16 protein-coding genes are annotated in these 17,794 nt (G+C 60.1%); 7 read left to right on the top strand and 9 right to left on the bottom strand.

Features of this window, described 5'->3' with window-relative positions; all coding sequences use genetic code 11:
* Window positions 1–5: 5 nt before the first annotated feature.
* Entirely contained in the window at window positions 6–791 is a 786-nt protein-coding gene (locus tag BN1241_RS06440; protein WP_082418247.1) for a CPBP family intramembrane glutamic endopeptidase, read from the bottom strand.
* Between the two features lie 225 nt (window positions 792–1,016).
* Between BN1241_RS06440 and BN1241_RS06445 the strand changes: the two genes are divergently transcribed.
* Both BN1241_RS06445 and BN1241_RS06450 read left to right on the top strand, forming a co-directional pair.
* Complete coding sequence (locus BN1241_RS06445) at window positions 1,017–1,610, top strand: hypothetical protein (RefSeq protein ID WP_054952844.1); 594 nt, start codon at window positions 1,017–1,019, stop codon at window positions 1,608–1,610.
* Window positions 1,611–1,807: 197 nt separating this feature from the next.
* Window positions 1,808–2,962, top strand: a complete 1,155-nt coding sequence (locus BN1241_RS06450; protein WP_054952845.1) for an App1 family protein — start codon at window positions 1,808–1,810, stop codon at window positions 2,960–2,962.
* Window positions 2,963–3,053: 91 nt separating this feature from the next.
* On the opposite strand, the gene BN1241_RS06455 is transcribed toward BN1241_RS06450, so the two are convergent.
* Both BN1241_RS06455 and BN1241_RS06460 read right to left on the bottom strand, forming a co-directional pair.
* Complete coding sequence (locus BN1241_RS06455) at window positions 3,054–4,016, bottom strand: ADP-ribosylglycohydrolase family protein (protein WP_054952846.1); 963 nt, start codon at window positions 4,014–4,016, stop codon at window positions 3,054–3,056.
* A gap of 31 nt (window positions 4,017–4,047) precedes the next feature.
* The gene (locus BN1241_RS06460; RefSeq protein WP_315968842.1) at window positions 4,048–5,139 is read right to left on the bottom strand and encodes a VIT1/CCC1 transporter family protein; all 1,092 of its coding nucleotides are present in this window, start codon (window positions 5,137–5,139) and stop codon (window positions 4,048–4,050) included.
* A 177-nt stretch (window positions 5,140–5,316) separates the two neighbouring features.
* Between BN1241_RS06460 and BN1241_RS06465 the strand changes: the two genes are divergently transcribed.
* The gene (locus tag BN1241_RS06465; protein ID WP_054952848.1) at window positions 5,317–5,934 is read left to right on the top strand and encodes a molybdopterin-binding protein; all 618 of its coding nucleotides are present in this window, start codon (window positions 5,317–5,319) and stop codon (window positions 5,932–5,934) included.
* Window positions 5,935–5,989: 55 nt separating this feature from the next.
* Here BN1241_RS06465 and BN1241_RS06470 read toward each other — a convergent pair whose 3' ends face one another.
* Window positions 5,990–7,000 carry an endonuclease/exonuclease/phosphatase family protein gene (locus BN1241_RS06470; RefSeq protein WP_054952849.1) on the bottom strand — a complete coding sequence of 337 codons (1,011 nt, stop codon included), beginning with the start codon at window positions 6,998–7,000 and terminating at the stop codon, window positions 5,990–5,992.
* Window positions 7,001–7,040: 40 nt separating this feature from the next.
* Here BN1241_RS06470 and hrpA point away from each other — a divergent pair, with 40 nt between their 5' ends.
* Window positions 7,041–10,832: an ATP-dependent RNA helicase HrpA gene (hrpA, locus tag BN1241_RS06475; RefSeq protein WP_054952850.1), complete on the top strand. Its 3,792-nt coding sequence runs from the start codon at window positions 7,041–7,043 to the stop codon at window positions 10,830–10,832.
* A gap of 43 nt (window positions 10,833–10,875) precedes the next feature.
* Here the strand turns inward: hrpA and BN1241_RS06480 are convergent, their stop codons facing one another.
* The 4 genes from BN1241_RS06480 to BN1241_RS06495 all read right to left on the bottom strand — a co-directional run bounded on the left by BN1241_RS06480 (window position 10,876) and on the right by BN1241_RS06495 (window position 14,161).
* Window positions 10,876–11,157: a hypothetical protein gene (locus tag BN1241_RS06480; protein WP_054952851.1), complete on the bottom strand. Its 282-nt coding sequence runs from the start codon at window positions 11,155–11,157 to the stop codon at window positions 10,876–10,878.
* Window positions 11,154–12,200 (bottom strand): hypothetical protein, encoded by a 1,047-nt coding sequence (locus BN1241_RS06485; protein ID WP_054952852.1) that lies wholly within the window; start codon window positions 12,198–12,200, stop codon window positions 11,154–11,156. Before BN1241_RS06485 ends, BN1241_RS06480 begins: the two co-directional genes overlap by 4 nt.
* A 73-nt stretch (window positions 12,201–12,273) precedes the next feature.
* Entirely contained in the window at window positions 12,274–12,948 is a 675-nt protein-coding gene (locus BN1241_RS06490; protein ID WP_054952853.1) for a hypothetical protein, read from the bottom strand.
* A gap of 7 nt (window positions 12,949–12,955) precedes the next feature.
* A complete protein-coding gene (locus BN1241_RS06495; protein ID WP_222704413.1) occupies window positions 12,956–14,161 on the bottom strand; it encodes an NAD(P)-binding domain-containing protein in 1,206 nt (401 codons plus the stop codon).
* A 65-nt stretch (window positions 14,162–14,226) separates the two neighbouring features.
* Here BN1241_RS06495 and BN1241_RS06500 point away from each other — a divergent pair, with 65 nt between their 5' ends.
* Together BN1241_RS06500 and BN1241_RS06505 are read left to right on the top strand one after the other, a co-directional pair.
* Complete coding sequence (locus BN1241_RS06500) at window positions 14,227–14,673, top strand: SprT-like domain-containing protein (RefSeq protein ID WP_054952854.1); 447 nt, start codon at window positions 14,227–14,229, stop codon at window positions 14,671–14,673.
* A 221-nt stretch (window positions 14,674–14,894) separates the two neighbouring features.
* Window positions 14,895–16,193 (top strand): extracellular solute-binding protein, encoded by a 1,299-nt coding sequence (locus BN1241_RS06505; protein ID WP_054952855.1) that lies wholly within the window; start codon window positions 14,895–14,897, stop codon window positions 16,191–16,193.
* A 25-nt stretch (window positions 16,194–16,218) separates the two neighbouring features.
* Here BN1241_RS06505 and BN1241_RS06510 read toward each other — a convergent pair whose 3' ends face one another.
* The gene (locus BN1241_RS06510; protein ID WP_054952856.1) at window positions 16,219–16,782 is read right to left on the bottom strand and encodes a low molecular weight protein-tyrosine-phosphatase; all 564 of its coding nucleotides are present in this window, start codon (window positions 16,780–16,782) and stop codon (window positions 16,219–16,221) included.
* 213 nt (window positions 16,783–16,995) lie between these two features.
* Here BN1241_RS06510 and BN1241_RS06515 point away from each other — a divergent pair, with 213 nt between their 5' ends.
* A complete protein-coding gene (locus BN1241_RS06515; protein ID WP_054952857.1) occupies window positions 16,996–17,772 on the top strand; it encodes a hypothetical protein in 777 nt (258 codons plus the stop codon).
* The last annotated feature ends 22 nt before the right edge of the window (window positions 17,773–17,794 follow it).

Genomic DNA, 17,794 nt, shown 5'->3' on the forward strand with positions numbered 1-17,794 from the left:
GTGCCTCACAATTGGAAGACCACAGCCGCTGCGAGTGCACCGCAGGCGTTGAGTGCCCAGTGGAGGCCGATGGGGGCGATGACGGATTCGGAACGGAGCCGCAGCCACGTGAAGGCCGCACCCGCGAACGAGGTCGCAACCACGGCAAGGCCCACACCCACCCACTGCGCGAGGGTGCCGGAGCCCAGCATCGAGGTCAGCCCCTCATTGCCAGCCGTCAGGTTCAATGACGAAGAAACGTGCCAGAGACCGAAGAGGATCGAGCCGGCGATGAGGACGGCTCTGATGCCTCCGAGCTTCTGCAGACTGGAGTGGAGAATCCCCCGGAAGGCAAGCTCCTCGGGAAGCACGGTTTGGATGGGGATGATGACAAGGGCAGCAAAAACGGCTGTTCGCGCTGATGCATAGTTCTCGTTGAGGAAGAAGTCTCGAGTGATGGGGAGGAGCACTCCGGCAAGAACCGCTCCTAGCACCACGGCGGCAGCAATCCCGCCATACTTCAGCCCCTTCTTCAGGGTGCGCCGGGAAATACCAATATCCTGCCACGTGTGGCCACGGGCCTTACCGAGGGCGAGGATGAGGCCAACACCAACCGGGACGGTGAAGAACCACATGGATAGCGGCGTGAAGTGCGCAAGAACGTTGAGGGCGGCAAGGAGGCCAATAACGGCGAGGACTGTGAGGATTTCGCGACTTGGTCGTTCCTTGCCAGAAACCTTGTGGCCTGACGCGATCTCTGTGTCTTCAGACCGGTCGGCCGCGAGTTCTGGTGGGGCTTGTAGGACTGTCATCGTGAAGCAGTCTAAACACCGCCGGTCCGATGCGTATAGCAAATGGGAGAACTCCCCAGAAATCTCCCCAGGTTGCATTCAGCCTGCACACAGCCCTGAGCAGGTGCATCATCTCCCCAAGGACAGTTCTAAGAACCCTGGTCGGGCTGTCACGGGCGCACTACTGTGATGTGAAACCACCACACCCAAGCAATCGGCAGCACTCACGTGTCAAGGAATTATGCAATGAGGGACGTCCACCAGATCGAACTGTTCTACTTCGGTGACACGACCTCACCGCGGCGTTCTCTCACCTCGATGAGTCATGGCAATCAGTTCCGCACTCGGATCGGGTTCACCACCCCTGACGGCCTGGATGTGGCTGGCAACTTGGAATTGGAGTCGGCTGGCAGCGTCCTGGAATGGTCGAGTTTCACCTTCCATGGCGATGGCCGCACGGTGACTGCTGAGCGCACATCGGACGGCGTGAATGTTGCGGGCAACTTCATGAGCCTCTCCGGACCGGCTCTTCCCGGCTATGCCTGCCTCCTCCTCGTACTCGATCTGGTCGATTCGAATCACGAGCGCATCGACTTCACCTGGCTCACGGAAACCGCCGACAATCCCGCAAGACCCGCCTCCCTCCAACTGAAACCGAACGACATGGTCTCATCACCCGTGCGGGGCAACGTTGAGGATTGTCGAAGGGTTGAGCTCACGGTCAGCGGTGAACGCACCAACACGTACTGGGTGAAGGATGGCGAGGTCATTGCATCCGACTGGGCCCGTACCCAATCGTTTGCCCTGCCACGTGAAGTTGTCCGCTCACTGTCCCAGTAAATACGACCCTCACCGCCCCACATTCCCCAAAACTTCATCTCAAGCACCGCTTTCCAAGAAGTGAAGTCACCACGGTGGCGCTACTGATCCGAGCCAGTCAATAGAGCGTCAGTCCACGAGCAGGTTGAGTCGGCAAGTGGTTCGCAAGGAACTAAAAACGTCACGAGAGACCAGGCGATACCCGTAGACTGAAAGGCATGGCGCTCGCAGATTTTGTACGAAAAATCGAAGACTCTGTTAACCGCAGGGGAACCGTTAGGCGTGTGAACGAAGGCTGGCGCCCCTCGATCATCGGGTTCACCGGCTACGGTTCTGTTTCGTCCCTGCACGTTCTTGCCCGGGCTGTCATGGCCAACCCCAACCAGAAGACCCATGTGCGCTCAACACGGCTCCCTACGTCCACTCACACGGTTCTGGGTCAGGTGCAGGAAGCATTCGAGAATGCGCAAAAGATCTCGGAAAACGCGCAGCGCGGGTGGCGGCAGTTCTTCACCACCCAGGTGGGTTACCTGCCCGTCACGGTCCGTGCCGGCAACAAGGTCATCAACACCAAGACCGACCGCTCAGGCTACATCGATGTCCTGGTTCTGGACCACGGCTTGGAGCCGGGCTGGCACGAAGTTGAGATTGAGGCCGCTGCCGCCGTACCCATTCGCGCCAAGGTTCTCATTGTTCGTCCCGAAGCCACGCGCGGGCTGATCTCCGATATTGATGACACGGTCATGGTCACCTGGCTCCCGCGCGCGGTCCTAGCCGCATGGAATTCCTGGGTGCGGCACACCAATACGCGTAAGCCCGTGCCTGGCATGGCCGAGTTCTATGACAAGCTGCTCGAGGACAGCCCCGATGCGCCCGTCTTCTACCTGTCCACCGGTGCCTGGAATACGCTACCCACACTCGAGATTTTCTTGACCTTGAATGGTTTCCCCGTGGGACCACTTCTTCTCACCGACTGGGGGCCCACCCCCACGTCCGTCTTCCGTTCCGGGCAGGAGCACAAGAAGACTCAGCTCCGTAACCTCATCATCACGTTCCCGGAAATCGAATGGTATCTGGTTGGCGACGATGGTCAGCACGATCCCATCATCTTCGATGAGCTCGCTCGCGAGCATCCCCGGTACATTGCCGGAATCGCGATCCGGCAACTCAACCCCGTTGAGCAGGTCCTCTCCCACGGCATGACCGAGGCTATTGAGGACCGCAGGCCAAGCGATGACGAGGCGCTCCACGGCGTCAAGGTGATCTACGGCCAGGACGGCTACGAGCTTATGGCCGCCCTGCAAAACTCCCGCATGAACTCATCTTTAAGAACGGACCAGGAAAAACAGGACCTTGATCGCCCCAACAACTAAGGCTTGAGGGAATGGTGATGGGGCGCAGGTTGAGCCCCTGTTCTTCCCGCGCCCCATCAGCGTTCAGGTTGTGCGTTGAACCGGTGGCCCGTCAGTAGCGGGGCCGTGACTTCTCAATGATTGTCTCGCCAAGTTTGGCAAGATCCTTGCCCGTCAGTCCCGGCCATCCGTGCACCTCGTAGTTCGGGACCGCATCCTCACCGAAGGCGGCACCGAGGAGTGCGCCAGCAACGGCAGCTGTCGTATCCGTATCGGAGCCCTGCTTGATCGCTTCAAAAAGGCCGTTCTCGATCGGGTTATCCTTATCTTTCGCCATGACCACGGCGTGCCATGCGGACTGCATGGAGGTGATGGTGAACGAGTTCGACTCTGGCTTAAAGCCCGGCTCCTCAGCCTCCTTGAGGGTGGCAATCATGGACGGGTGAACGTCGGGATGCAGAAGATCAAGGCCGGCATAGATGTCGATGCGACCCGAGGTGACGGCATGCCGGATTGCTTCCGCCCACAGCACGCACGTGTCCCCCACCATCGGGTCCGTGTGGGTGAGGGCAGCAATCTCGCGAGCAGCCTGGGCGGTCAGATCGCGGTCGTAGAGGAACGCGAGACCGACCGGGGCGGTTCTCATGAGGGCACCGTTACCGGCCGCGCGGTCCGAGGTGGCAGAGAAATATGCGGCAGCGGCACGAAGCCGCTGCGAGGCGGTGCCTTCGCGACGGTGAGCATCCTGTAAAACCCGCGACGTTTGGATACCAATATCGGTGGCACCATCCTTGGACCAGGCCAGGAACTTCTGTGCGATCTCGTCCTGGGCGGCCTGGGAGGTGAGGCGCACACCGGTGGCAGCGACCTGGGCGATGCAGATCGACATTTGCGTGTCATCCGACCATTCACCCGGTTCGTAGTCACCAAGTCCGCCACCGAGCGGCTGGGGGTCCCCGTCGAGCTCTCGGGAGCCAAGTTCGTAGGGGACGCCCAAAACATCGCCCACGGCAGAAGCAAGAAGCGTGCCCCGGGCACGCTTCCTCACGGCATCAGTCAATTCAGGAGTCTCCATACTCAAATCTTAGAGAATCCTTGACCAGTTGTTAAGCAGTTGTGCCGAAAAGAAGACCAAGGGCGAAGGTGATAATGCCGGCCCCATATCCGATAAGCAGCTGCCTGAGGGCACGCGGTCCGGGTGCCTTGCCCGAAAGGATCCCGACGATACCACCGGTGAAGAGCAGGGCAATGCCTACGAGGACGGTGGAGATGAGGATCGCGGTGATTCCAGACGTGAACATGAACGGAACAATCGGGATGATCGCTCCCGCCGCGAAGAAGAAGAACGAGGAGATTGCGGCGCGCCACGGGGAACCGATTTCTTCGAAGTCCCCACCCTGTACCTGGAGGGCATTGACCGATTCCTGGGCGTGAATCTTCTTGAGTGCGGTGCGGGCACGCTCTTGCGACTCGACCACATCCATGCCCCGCGCGCGGTAGACAAGGGAGAGCTCGTTTTCGTTCACGTCGAGAGACGGCAGAAGCTCGTTCGATGATTCGGCAGGATTCGACGCCTCAAGGAGCTCACGTTGGGAGCGAACGGACACCCATTCACCCGCACCCATCGACAGCGCGCCCGCCAACAGGCCCGACACACCGGTGAGGAGCACGGTGGAGTTGGAGACGTTTGCGGCTGCAACGCCGAGGACGAGAGCCAGGTTGGATACCAGACCGTCGTTGGCACCAAAGACGGCGGCCCTGAAGGTTCCGGACATGGAGTTGCGTCCGCGGGTCGCGAGCGCACGAATCACTTCCGCATGTACAGCTTCGTCGGCCACCATGGCCGGCGTACCACCGTTGTCGAAGCGGTTCTTCGTTGCTCGCTCTTCGGAGACCTGAATCAGGGCAAGCGCGAAGACAAATCCGAACCAGCGTGCCAGGAATCCAAGGACAAGAGTGCGGAACGAGGGCATGAGTGGGCGACCGACACGGTCCCCGAGAAGGGTTTCCCAGTGTTCAGCGTGCCGCTTCTCGGCCTCGGCCAGCTCCAGCAGGATTTCTCGTTCCTCACCGGTGCGCGTCTTGCCGAGGCGCCGATAGATCTCGAACTCAGCTCGCTCCTCGGCAAGGTTCTTGCGCCACTGCCGTATTTGCTTATCATCCGGTTCTGCGGTCTCGGGCCGCTCGCTCGTTATCACCGAACCAGTCTGCACCAAAGGTCCCAGAATAAGCAGAGCCAAAACAGGTATGAATGCGTTAAATACGTCAAAGAACCTCTAATGGCAAGGTTTCGGGAATCCGAACAATTCTGACTTATGCCAGCGGGGTGAAATGAAACGGGTGTGGCGGGAGGCGAGACGCACTAGTGTTGATGAATGTCCAATCACAGTTCAGCCAAAGGCGATAATGATTCCGGGAAGGCGGTCCGCTCCCAGTCCACCATGGTGTCCGACTCGGCGATCGTTGCCGCAACGGGGCGCAGCCGCGATGACTGGTTTGCGATGCTGGATGGGGCGGGCGCCAGGGAATGGGACCATGCTCAGATTGCGCGTTGGCTTGGGGCTAAGCACGAGGTCGATGGCTGGTGGGCACAGGGGGTGACCGTCAGTTACGAGCAGTCGCGCGGGCTCCGGGAACCGGGACAGCGCCCCGATGGTTCGTTTGATGTCAGTAGCTCAAAGACTTTGCAGGTGGATACCGAGGCGCTGTGGCCCCATCTGACTGAGGAAGACAAGCGCAGGGCGTGGCTTGATTTGGAATTGAACCAGCGTAGCGCCTCAGCCAAGTCCATCCGATTCGACGGGGGCGAGGGCACGCGCGTGGCGTTCTCCGTGGATGCTCAGCCGGCCACCAAGTCGGGGGTGCCGCGTTGCAAGATGTCGATCCAGCATTCACGGCTCAGCCGCGAAGCCGTCACCGAAACTAAGGAGTTCTGGAAGGACGCACTCACCAGGCTTGTCGAGGTCTTGAAGACTGAAACTGAAAGCAAGTAGTCCAACGCACTGCGAGCTGGTTCCCACAGTGATGTGAGTTTTCCGCAGTGTCGTGCTAGTTGCTGAGCCTCACGAGGACACCGCGATGGTCGGAGTCTCCGACCTGGACGATGGCACTGTTCGTAGCATTCCAGTCGGTGTAGACGTTGTCGATCGGGGAACCGAAGATACCGGGAACGGATGCCGGCCAGGTGCCCACTCCCGCATTCGCCCCATCCAGGGCGGAGGTGCAGTCGGCTCCGGTCGCGATCATGTGGTCGATCGTGGAATTGAAGTCCCCCGCCATGATCGTATTCTCCATGCTGGTGCACACGGAGTAGACCTCGGTGATCTCGTCCCGCCACACGTCTTGCAGGTTTTTCACGGGAGCAACGGGGTGGACTCCGATAATATCGGGCCCGCCCTCGAGGCTGCGGAGATTAACCGAACCGTAGGTGAGATCGAAGGTCGGGGACTGACGATATTCACCGAGAGAACTGGAGACGAGGACGGTTGTTGACTCGATTTCTGGGCGGTACTGGTCGGCTCCCGAGGAGAAGACAGTGAAGGCGAGTCCCCTGCTTGCGAGGGCGTCAGCAAGGATTTGAGCATTCTGTTCCGAGGTTTCGGACAGGACGACGATGTCTACGCCATTGCCCGTAATGATCGGTTCCAGGTCACTCATGCTTGTCTGCCCGCCAAGCGTGTTGTAGGACAGGACAGTAATGTCTCCGTTGCCCTGAGACACGTGGGTGACACCGTGGTCGGGTGCGAGCGCCTCGTTGGCGTCAAGGCCTCGGCCGGAGAGCACAAAATAGTGGGCGGCCGCCACGACAAGGAAGCCGATACTCACGATTCCCATGACGAGCCCCTGCCGGAAGGCGAAGAATCGGATGAGTGCGATGATGAAGGTGACGATGAAGAGTACGCCAAGAACAAGCGCCACAATTCCTCGCATGGCAATCATTTGACCAACCGGGTAAGTTAACGCCAGATTGAAATCCCCGAACGTTATCAGCCCGGGATTGAGCGTGAGAGCCGTAATCGCGAGGATCAGGACAGCCAGTAGTGCGTAAACGTATTTCATCCATTCTCCTTCAGGGCCGATAATAGGTGACGATGCTGATATGAGTACCTCCCAGTCGCGGCGAGCCGCTGTTCCAACAATCACCTATCCCGACCTGCCCGTCTCGGCACGCCGGGACGAGATCGCGAACGCGATTGAGAACCACCAGGTCGTGATCGTGGCGGGCGAAACCGGGTCGGGTAAGACCACCCAGCTTCCCAAGATCTGCCTGGAACTTGGTCGCGGTGTCGACAAGATGATCGGGCACACCGAGCCGCGTAGGATCGCGGCCCGTTCCGTTGCGGAGCGGCTCTGTGACGAGCTTGGGGTGGAGCTCGGTCAGCAGGTTGGCTATCAGGTGCGGTTCACCGACGAGGTGTCGGATCTGACGCTCGTGAAGCTCATGACGGACGGCATTCTTCTTGCCGAGATCCAGGGAGATCCTCTCCTGTCGAAATACGACACGATCATTATTGACGAGGCGCATGAACGTTCCCTGAATATCGACTTCCTCCTCGGCTATCTCGCCCAGCTCCTCCCCAAACGTCCCGACCTGAAGCTCATCATCACCTCCGCCACGATCGATTCCGAACGGTTCGCGGAGCACTTTGGGCCCCAGCAGGCAGAGCCCGAAGATGAGGCCCCGGTTATTTCAGTATCGGGCCGAACCTATCCGGTCGAGATCCGCTATCGGGAACCGGAGGATGGGGACCAGTTCTCGGGAATCGTGGACGGCGTCTTTGAGCTCATGGACGAGGGGCCGGGCGATATTCTCGTGTTCCTCTCCGGTGAGGGTGAAATTAAGGATGCCGACAAGGCCCTGCGGGATGCATTGCCGCACTACGCTGCGCCCGGTGAGGGGAAACCCGGATCGGTTGAAGTGCTACCACTCTATGCTCGTCTCAGTTCAGCAGAGCAGCACCGGATTTTCCAGGTACGAGAGTGGCGCCGCATCATCCTCGCTACCAACATTGCCGAAACGTCGCTGACGGTTCCGGGGATTCGCTATGTCATCGACCCCGGTACGGCGAGAATCTCTCGCTACTCGAACAAGACGAAGGTGCAGCGCCTGCCGATCGAGAAGGTCTCCCAGGCAAGTGCAAACCAGAGGTCGGGACGATGCGGGCGCGTGGCCGATGGTGTGGCCATCAGGCTCTACTCGGAGGAAGACTTCGAGGGGCGTCCCGAATTCACAGAGCCCGAGATTCAGCGCACCTCACTAGCCTCCGTCATCCTCCAAATGGCATCCCTTGGCCTGGGGGACGTTGCCGAGTTTCCATTCGTCGATCCCCCGCAGATGACTGCCGTACGGGCCGGGCTGCAGCTTCTCGACGAGATCGGGGCGATGAAGACTGGCCGGATTACCCGTCTCGGTTCCAAACTTGCTCGGCTCCCAATCGATCCGCGGCTTGGCAGGATGCTTCTTGAGGCCCAGCGCAACGGGGTCGTGTCCGAAGTGCTCGTTATTGTTGCCGCCCTGTCGGTGCAGGATGTTCGGGAGAGACCTGCGGAGAAGCGTGCTGAGGCGGATGCTTTCCACGCACGGTTCACGGATCCGAGTTCCGACTTTATTGGCTACCTCAACGTGTGGCGCTACCTCAATGTCATGCAGCGGGACCTGTCGAACTCGGCATTCCGCAGACTATGCCGTAACGAGTACCTCAACTATTTGAGGTTTCGCGAGTGGCGTGACGTTGTCACGCAGCTGCGGCAGATGGGGCGGTCGCTGGGAGCCAAGCGCATCGGTATTCCCTCGCTCCGGCTCATCGACGAAGCGGGAGATGCGGCAACCGCGGTGCGAGCATTTGATCGCTCAAAGTCCGATGAGATCCACAAGTCCCTCCTCGTAGGCCTTCTGTCCTCGCTCGGCTCCTGGGATGAGAAGAGGAAGGATTACGAGGGCTCGCGTGGGTCACGGTTCATTATCTGGCCCGGGTCCGGGCTGGCGAAGCGGCACCCGTCGTGGGTGATGGCGGCCGAACTGGTTGAGACTTCGCGTCTCTTTGCGCGCACCGTTGCCCAGATTGAGCCCGAATGGGTGGAGCCGGTGGCCAGTCACGTCATGAACCGCGTCCATTCCGAACCCTTCTGGTCCACCAAGAACGGGGCCGCGATGGTGCATGAGAAGGTCATGCTGTACGGGATGACGGTCATTGCCGACCGTGAGGTCCTGCTCTCCAAGGTGGGGACCATGGCGGCCTATGAGCTTGCCCGCGACATGTTTATTCGACACGGCCTGGTCCAGAACCAGTGGCGTGACAATTGGCATCCCTTCATCAAGAAGAACAAGCAGGCGATCGAGGATGCTCGGGAAGTGGAGCGCAGGCGCCGTGTTCACGGACTCGTGGCAGACGAGCTGGAATTGGAGCGCTTCTTTGACGAGCGCATTCCCGATGATATTGTCTCTGCCGCGCATTTCAATGCCTGGTACAGGAAGAACATGCAGAATGTTGATCTGACCTATCCGCGTTCGCTTCTTCTTGGCGAGGAGGAGGCGAGCGAGGACGACTACCCGGATACGTGGGTGCAGCGCGATATTCAGCTCCCGATCGACTACCAGTTCAATCCGGGTGGCCGCACGGACGGCATGACCGTCACGGTCCCCGTCACGCTACTCCCGCAGCTCACCGATGATGGTTTTGACTGGCTCGTGCCCGGCATGAGGGCCGAACTGGCGGAAGCAACGATCAGGTCGCTTCCCAAGCGGCTCCGCAGGGAGCTCGTACCCGCCCCCGACGTCGCCAAGGCCGTAACCGACCTGCTGCCGCCGTGGGAGGAGGTTGCTCAGGGCCAGGAGGATGCCCCCACCTACCGTCAAGCCTTCGCTCGTGCCGTCAGGGAACTGCGTGGGGTTGAGATCGATGAGTGGGGGGAGCTCCCACCCCACCTGACAATCACCTTCAAGGTCACCTCCGGCAAGAAGGTTGTTGCCACCGGCACCAGCATCACCCATCTGCAAAAGCAGCTTGCTCCCGATACGAAGCAGGCCGTCTCCTCGGCGGTCAAGAAGGCCGTTGCCCAAGCAATTCAGCCATCCCTGCCCACGACCGGTTTCGGCAAGGATGGCCTGCCCGCTTCCATGGTGGCCGGCGGCGCCAAGGGCTACCCGGCTCTCGTTGATCGCGGCGGCCAGGTCCGTGTTGAGGTACTCGACACGGTGCGGGAACAGACCCGTGAACACCGCAGGGGTGTTCTTGCGATGCTCACGCAGAAGCTGTCCCTGCCCGTGGGGCGGGTGACGTCACGCTGGTCCCCCACCCTGTCGCTGACGATGGCGGGATCTCCGTACCCAACGACTGAGGCTCTCGTTGCCGACCTCCAGTGGGCTGCTGTCAGGAACCTTGCGGGGCGGGTCACGAGTGTTCGCACCCAAGAGCAACTTGACGAGATTGCGAACAAGATCCGGGACCGGGTCGAAGACGAGGTGTATCGCCTCGCCGAGATCACCGGCCGGGTTCTCGGCTCGTGGCGGGAGCTGCTGGCCGCTGTTGATCGCGCCTCCGGTTCACTGCTGGGTGTGGCCGCAGAGGTCACGGATCAGGCGAACGGGTTGGTCTATGACGGGTTTGTGAAGGAAACACCGAACGAGTGGCTCCCCCACATCCCCCGCTTCCTCAGCGCGGCCGTGATCCGGTTGCAATCCGGTTTGGATCAAGACGACGAGAAGGCTGATCAGGTGCAGCTTGCCGAATCCCTTCTCGACCGGTTCACTCCGGATTCACTTGAACAGGAGGCTGCGGCGGAACGTGCACGCTGGCTCATTGAGGAACTTCGCGTCTCGCTATGGGCCCAGAAGCTTGGCACCTCGGTCAAGGTCTCCCTACCAAGAATCCAGAAGCTCCTCACCAGCTAGAGACGTCACCGGAACGCTTGCCGCATGGAGTGATCAACACGCTCTAGAGGAAGAGGATGAGGTAGATAGCAATGAGCGCGAAAGCCGTTGTCCATGCCGCCCAGCCCCACATGCCGAGCGGGAACTTCGATTCTTTCGGACCGGTATCTTCCTCATCGGCGATCAGGAGGGTCGGTCGTTCGGGCCGGTAGAGGTCGTTGAGGTACTCGTCCATGGGACGCAGCACCCGTTCCTCTTCTTGCCTGTCGACGGGCCCAAGATTGACAGGCTCGGTCGCGGGTGGGATGAAGGGGTGGGCCGGGTTGTGTGCTGGCCGGTAGGTCATTGCAGCTCCATCAGTGTGTCTTTGTCGCTGGAGTAGAGAAGGTTCACGCGCAAATATCCACCATCCATGACGTCTTCTGGAACTTCGAAATAGATCCAGCCGTCGTACACGTACGACACCAGTGCGTCTTCCGACAGGCATCCTGTTGAGCAGTAGTGTTCCGAATACTGCTGCCCGGCTGGGCTCACGTAGTAGAAGATAAAGGTCTCTTCTATGGTCGACGTGTTCATGTAGTTCGTTGATGCTTCAAGCTCGACGCCAACATATCTCATGCCTGCCGCTGGACGCACCATGCTCGTTTCGGCCGCCACCTGCTCATCGGCATCCCACAGGACATTCATGACCTTCAGATCCCACGGCACGTCATCAAGCGTTTCGCTATAGGTTTCCGATACTCCGAGCACTTTCATATCCCGGTAGTCCTCATGCAGTTTTGGATTGAATCCAATGGATCCGGGGCCGAGGCTAGAGGGGGTGGCAGCGATCCACACGAGAATCCCACAAAACATCAGAACCGTACCGATGGCGGACCACGCCCACCAGGGGAGCACGCTGCGGTCCGCATAGTGTTCAGCGGTCGTGGCCGCGAGCGCAGAGCCCGACCTTTGCTGTGAATCCTGGCGTGCCTGCGGCGCCTGGCTGTGCTGGGAAGACAGGGCCTGAGCGGGCCTCCTGCCCGGTGCTGGTTGCCCGCCCTGGTAACCGGTCGGATATCCGGGGTACCGACTGTTCTGCTGCGCGGGCACTTCCCTCCCGTGGGTCTGCCCTGTGTTTCGGGCCTGGGGACTCATTGGTCCCCGCGCCTGCAGCGGTCCTGCGACATAGGATCCGGGTGTCGGGCTTTCGCCGGTGATGGGCGAGTAGGCATCGGGTGCACTGTCAGCAGTATTGGCGCTGTCCGGTGTCACATCTCGTTCCCGCATGGGAGGGTACAGAAGTTGATCGGGCGATTCGGGCACGCCGGGATAGACGGGACCATGTCCCGTCTCCTGGTCAATCCCGTGAATATCGGGATCCCAGGTATCCGCATCGCCTTGTGTCACGCATCCATTCCTTTCCGTACCTCAGGGTAGGCCCACGTGCTCACAACCGGTACATGACCGTGTGGGGAGTGGTTCACACAACCTGCAAGATAAAGAACATGATCGCCGCGCCAACGCCGATTGAGGCGTAAAACTCGAGGCCGGAAAGGAATGGGGACCTCTCCAGGGGTGCCCGCCGATTCGGCAGTGCGGGTGCCCGGTTGGACACCAGCTTCGGGTTCTTAGCCCACCTCTCCATCAGCTCACGCTGCTCATCGTTCGCCGGTGCTGAGATGAGTTCACCGAGGCCGGGTTCGACCTGGCGGAGGGCCATGATCGTTCCCGGGGCAATATCGCGGGGCGGCTCCTTCGAGTCGGATACCGAGATCACGACCGAACGGAAGTCCGCACCTTCGAGGGGGCGAACAATGACGGGGACGAGGATGCCACGGCTTCGTGTTGTCCGTTCCAGGACAGACTCGTCCGTGCCCAGGACCTTGGCAACAACGGGGACCGAGGTGTCTTCGGCCTTGCCGCGCACCGAACGCCACAGCAGGTATCCAACCGCTGCGATTGCGAATGACACGATGAACGGCACGATGAGGCCGGCAATCGTCAGATTGGGAGCGAAAAACAGGATGACAATAATGGAGCCAACAAGGGTTCCAATGAACAGTCCGGAAAAGATTCGCTGAATCCGATCCTGGGGACGATCGGCGGGAACGAATCCGGCTCCGGTAATGTTCGCGACAACATTTGTAGAGGACATAGTGCCCCTAGCCTATCCCGAGCACACCCTTGAGTTCCCGGACGGCTTTCCGTGCACCCCACCGGGCACCGATCGTTGAGGCGGTTGGTCCGTAACCGATGAGATGGATCGTCGGTTCACCAGCCACCGCCGTCCCCGCCATCTTGATTCCGCCCTGCGGAGTGCGGAGCTTGAGAGGGGCAAGGTGGCGCAGTTCAGACCGGAACCCGGTGGCCCACAGGATCATGTCGGCCTTCCACAGCTTCCCATCGGCCTGCCGCACCCCATCGGGTTCAATGGAGGTGAACATGGGCTTCCGTTCGAACACGCCCGCCTCGCGGGCAACCCGCACCGAGTCGGTTACGAGCAACCCGGTGGCTGCCACTACGGAGAGCGGCCGCAGTCCCGCCTCCACGCGTTGCCGGACCGACTCCTCGACCTCGCGGCCGGTCGTCAACACGCCACCCGACTCGATCCAGACAGGCTCCCGCCGGGTGTACCAGGACGTAGATTTAGCGACGGGCGCGATCTCAGCCAGGTGCTGGGTCGCGGAAATGCCGCCACCGACCACCGCAACGCGGCGCCTGACAAACTGGTTGGGGCCGCGATAGTCCTGGGTATGTAGGTGGATGCCCATGAACTTTTCCTGCCCCGAATAATAGGGAAGGAAGGGACGAGTCCAGGTACCCGTGGCATTGACGATCGCCCGAGCATGCCAGGTTCCCGCACTCGTTTCGACCTGGTAACCGCCATCGATCCGGGTGACGGAATGCGCGAGGGCAGGCCTCAGGACCGGCAAATCAAAATGCTCCTCGTACCGAGTGAAGTATTCGGGCACCACGTGGGAGGCTAGATCCTGCGGATCGTAATCACCCACCTTGAGGCCTGGTAAATCAGCAATATCGTTGATCGTTTCCATGGTGAGCGTGGGCCAGCGATGCTGCCAGGCACCGCCCGGACGAACCTCGGCATCGATCACCAGGTAGGTGCCGGTGATGTCGGTTCCATCCACGTATCCGCGCATGCCTGCACGGTGTAGCTCGTGAGCAACGGCAAGGCCAGCTTGACCGCCACCGATGACAAGAACATCAACGTGGTGCACCTCGGAAGAAACGGGTTCCTGCTCGTTATCGAGCCAGGCGGGACGGGTTCCCCATTCAGAGCCCGATGGTCGCCACGCACCGGGCACAAGTGTGGAATTATTCGACCGCTGCGAACCCACAATATCTGCCAACCATGCCACCCTCTAACGGTAATGCATGAGTCGACCTTTGTTAGCGACCGTGATGGAATAGTGGCATGGACCTGTCGCAAGCTCACCACCTCGCCACCTCTCTCATGGCCGCTCACGGGGTGGACTGGGATTTCGCTTGGGATCGGGCTATGAAGCGCGCGGGGCAAACTAATTTCACGACCCGCACGATCACACTGTCCAAGCACCTGACGGAGCTGTGCACGGAAGAGCAGGTGAGGCAGACTGTTCTCCACGAGATCGCCCACGTCCTTGCCGGCCCCGGCCACGGGCACGGACCCGTATGGCAGCAAAAGGCCCGAGAGATCGGGGCCAGCCCCCGCCGCTCAACCGGGCCAGACTTCCCGAGGGGGCAAGCACCGTGGCAGGCCGTCTGCTCCGCCGGCCACACTCATCACCGCCACCGCAGACCCAAGAACCCTGTCAGCTGCGGACTCTGCTCCTCCACATACCAGGCAAAGCACCGCCTCATCTGGCAGCGGGTCGCCGCCTAGCAGCGACCCACCCCAAACCCGCCTACGCGGGCCCACACCCAAGCAGAGCCGCGGCGACCGTTGCACGTTCAGCTCCGGGTGAAGTTGGGTAAAAACCCAGCGTACCCATGCCGGTTGGGCCCACATTGCCCACAGACCCGTACCCGTTTGTCGCTTACGCTTCCCGCCACCCTGTAAAGTAGTTGAGAATGCATCTATTTTGTCATCGAGTGAGGGGTGCCATGACGCAACGACGCTTCAGACTCATAGCGGCAGGCCTTCTCCTCCTGGGTGCGTGCACGAACACGGCAGACCCCACGAATGGCACGGCAGAAAGCCGGACCCACGTCGAATTAACTTTTCGGCTTTGGGACGAGAGCGCGGCCGAAGCCTATGCCGAGTCCTTCGAAGCATTCACTGCACAAAACCCCCACATCACCGTCACCATCGATGTCGTTGATATCGATGACTATCAGGACGCGCTTGATGATGAGGGGGAGTTGCCGGATGTGTTCTGGGTCGACTACATAACTCTCATTGACGCCGTGGACCGCGACGAGCTGGTGGCGATCGAGGCTAGCGATAATTGGTCGCAAACCTTCGCCAAGCTCTTCACCGTTGACAACACTCTCTACGCTGTTCCTCAGCTCTGGAATTCAACCGCCCTGTACTACAACAAGGATCTGTACGAGGGGCAGGAGGTATCGGTCAATAAGCTTGCCTGGGCACCGGGTGAAGGAGATGGCGACACTCTCCTCGACGTAGCCCGCAGCCTGACGGTGGATGCGGACGGCAAGCACCCCACCGATGAAAAATTCGACAGCGACGAGATTGAGACATACGGATTTGCGGTCGACTACGACCTGCACTCAACATTCGTGCCCTTTCTCCTGCAGTCGGGCGGGGCCCTCCAAGACTCAGAGGGCACATTCTCCTTCGATACTGAGCAGGGGCGCCAGTCCGCCCAATACCTCGTTGACCTCCTGGAAAAGCACGAGGTTTCTCCGCCCGCGACAGAAGCATTCAACGATCCCAAGCACAATGAGGACCTCTTTACGGACGGCAGGCTCGCCCTCTACCAGTCTGACTCGTCGAGGATCGCGGACATCGCCGAGCACTCGTCGTTCTCCTGGGGTGTTGCTCCGCTCGTGGCCGGTCCCGAAGGCGAATTCGCGGTCGTTGACGGCATCGGAGCAGCTGGCAACGCAAATTCCGAGCACCAGGAAGAGACCGCCCTCCTCCTAGATTGGCTTGGAACAGGGACCGGGCAGGGATACCTCGGCAGCCGCGGAGTTGGCTTCCCTGCCACGAGTAGCGGCCAGGACACCTACGTCAACTATTGGGCCAAGCAGGGAATTGATGTGTCCGCCTTCATCGAAAGCACCCTGAACGGTGTCCCCATCACAACTCACAGGCACAACATTGCCCCGGCACTGGAAGCGATGGAGCCAATCGTTACCAGCATGCTTGCCGGTGACATCCGTGTGGAAACAGCACTCCAGGAAGCTCAAGAGGCCGGCAACGAAGCGCTCGACCGCTAGATAACGAAGCTTCCGGGCAATTTTTTTACTTGCCCGAGTTGAGGCTGTCCAGGATTCCGTCGACTCCGCTCTCCACGACACGGAGAGTGTCGAGAAAATCTTCCTGTCCCCCGTACCACGGGTCGGGAACATCCCATTCACCATCGGATGAATAGAACGCGGAGTATCTGCTGTCGAGGTCCCGATCGGACAGGTACCCGCCCTCACCGAACACGCCCCCGGGCGCAATGCCCAGGCTGGAGTCGGCATCGTATTCACGCCACAGGTGGATCTTCGACTTGTCGATGCCGTAACGGTCCGCGAGCGCACCGAGCTGCTTGGCGTGACCAACGGTCATCGCCAGCACCAGATCCGAGTTTTCAAGATCCTCCTTGGTGACCTTGCGGGCGGACCGGTGGGGCACGTCGTAACCGGCTTGCTGAAGGATGTTGCCGGCGCGGCGGTCAATGGGCCGACCGTGCTCTTCCGCCGAGACACCGACAGAATCCACCTCGGCCTCAATGCCTGCCTCGGCAAGCCTGTGCCTGAGCACGACCTCTCCCATGGGAGAGCGACAAATATTGCCTGTACACACAACCAGTATCCGCATGTCTCGATCCTATCGAACTCCCCTCCAGTATCAGGGGTAGTCGGGTCCGATGGCCCCAGGCGGTTAATGCGTACTCTTTTGCTCATACGCTACTCGTTTCCTCAATAATGGCTCGGAAATGTCTCGAAAGATTGTTGTCTCTTTTCTTCCAGCGGTGTGAGGTAGGGGGTGAAAGTGGGAGTAGGTGGTCGTGACTGCCGTATTGTGTAGGCCATGCGCACTTCGATAGCCCTTGCCGTGTCCGTACTGCTTACTCTTGCCGCCTGCGGTAGCGATGAGTCTGCGGATGAGGGCACGTCAGCACCGGCAGAGACCACAGCCTCGGAGTCAGCGGAACCAACTGATGCCGAGGACACTTCCGAGCCCACGGACACTGACTCGATTGCCCCCGCATCCTATGAGTGCACGGACCCGCTGGCCGGCAACCCGACCGAAGTGTCAACGCATGATCTGATTGTTTGCACGACGCTGACATTGGCGGATGCTGAAGGGTACGCCACGCAGTCAACCATGACCGGTAGCGGTACCACGACACTGCGAGTCAACACCGACCCGTTTACCGTCGAGGTCACCTACTCGGACGGGGTCATCGTGGTTGCCAATTCGGAGGGCGCATGGGTGAAGGAAGAGGGCGGCAAATGGCAGAAGGGTGATGCCACCTCAGAAGACTTCCTCATTGCTCAGGCCACCCAGGTACTACCCACGTACCGGAATGCTCAGAACCCCGCCATCACCACCGCTCAGATCCCCGAGGGCACAACGTACCAGGTGGAAGGGAAAGAGACGATTGACGGTGAGGAGTACACGATCCTGACGGGCACTTTTGATCAGGAAGGCACCTCGACCGAGCTGCGCATGTGGATTTCTGACGACTACCAGCAGCTGAAGTCCGTCTCAACCTCAACCTACGAAGGTGCGGATCCCGTTGAGATCACGACCGAATATCTTGAATGGGATGTCGCTCAGGATATTGAAATCCCAGAGAACTAAACCCCAACTGTCACCTCTCGTA

The sequence above is a fragment of the Flaviflexus massiliensis genome, from assembly GCF_001375495.1.
In the GTDB taxonomy this organism is placed as follows: domain Bacteria; phylum Actinomycetota; class Actinomycetes; order Actinomycetales; family Actinomycetaceae; genus Flaviflexus; species Flaviflexus massiliensis.

Excerpts from the sequence above, each read along its gene's own strand:
- BN1241_RS06450 (WP_054952845.1), top strand. The coding sequence starts at position 1,808 with ATGGCGCTCGCAGATTTTGTACGAAAAATCGAAGACTCTGTTAACCGC.
- BN1241_RS06515 (WP_054952857.1), top strand. The coding sequence starts at position 16,996 with ATGCGCACTTCGATAGCCCTTGCCGTGTCCGTACTGCTTACTCTTGCC.
- BN1241_RS06505 (WP_054952855.1), top strand. The coding sequence starts at position 14,895 with ATGACGCAACGACGCTTCAGACTCATAGCGGCAGGCCTTCTCCTCCTG.
- BN1241_RS06465 (WP_054952848.1), top strand. The coding sequence starts at position 5,317 with ATGTCCAATCACAGTTCAGCCAAAGGCGATAATGATTCCGGGAAGGCG.
- BN1241_RS06455 (WP_054952846.1), bottom strand. The coding sequence starts at position 4,016 with ATGGAGACTCCTGAATTGACTGATGCCGTGAGGAAGCGTGCCCGGGGC.
- BN1241_RS06500 (WP_054952854.1), top strand. The coding sequence starts at position 14,227 with ATGGACCTGTCGCAAGCTCACCACCTCGCCACCTCTCTCATGGCCGCT.
- BN1241_RS06510 (WP_054952856.1), bottom strand. The coding sequence starts at position 16,782 with ATGCGGATACTGGTTGTGTGTACAGGCAATATTTGTCGCTCTCCCATG.
- BN1241_RS06445 (WP_054952844.1), top strand. The coding sequence starts at position 1,017 with ATGAGGGACGTCCACCAGATCGAACTGTTCTACTTCGGTGACACGACC.
- BN1241_RS06440 (WP_082418247.1), bottom strand. The coding sequence starts at position 791 with ATGACAGTCCTACAAGCCCCACCAGAACTCGCGGCCGACCGGTCTGAA.
- BN1241_RS06470 (WP_054952849.1), bottom strand. The coding sequence starts at position 7,000 with ATGAAATACGTTTACGCACTACTGGCTGTCCTGATCCTCGCGATTACG.
- BN1241_RS06480 (WP_054952851.1), bottom strand. The coding sequence starts at position 11,157 with ATGACCTACCGGCCAGCACACAACCCGGCCCACCCCTTCATCCCACCC.
- BN1241_RS06490 (WP_054952853.1), bottom strand. The coding sequence starts at position 12,948 with ATGTCCTCTACAAATGTTGTCGCGAACATTACCGGAGCCGGATTCGTT.
- hrpA (WP_054952850.1), top strand. The coding sequence starts at position 7,041 with ATGAGTACCTCCCAGTCGCGGCGAGCCGCTGTTCCAACAATCACCTAT.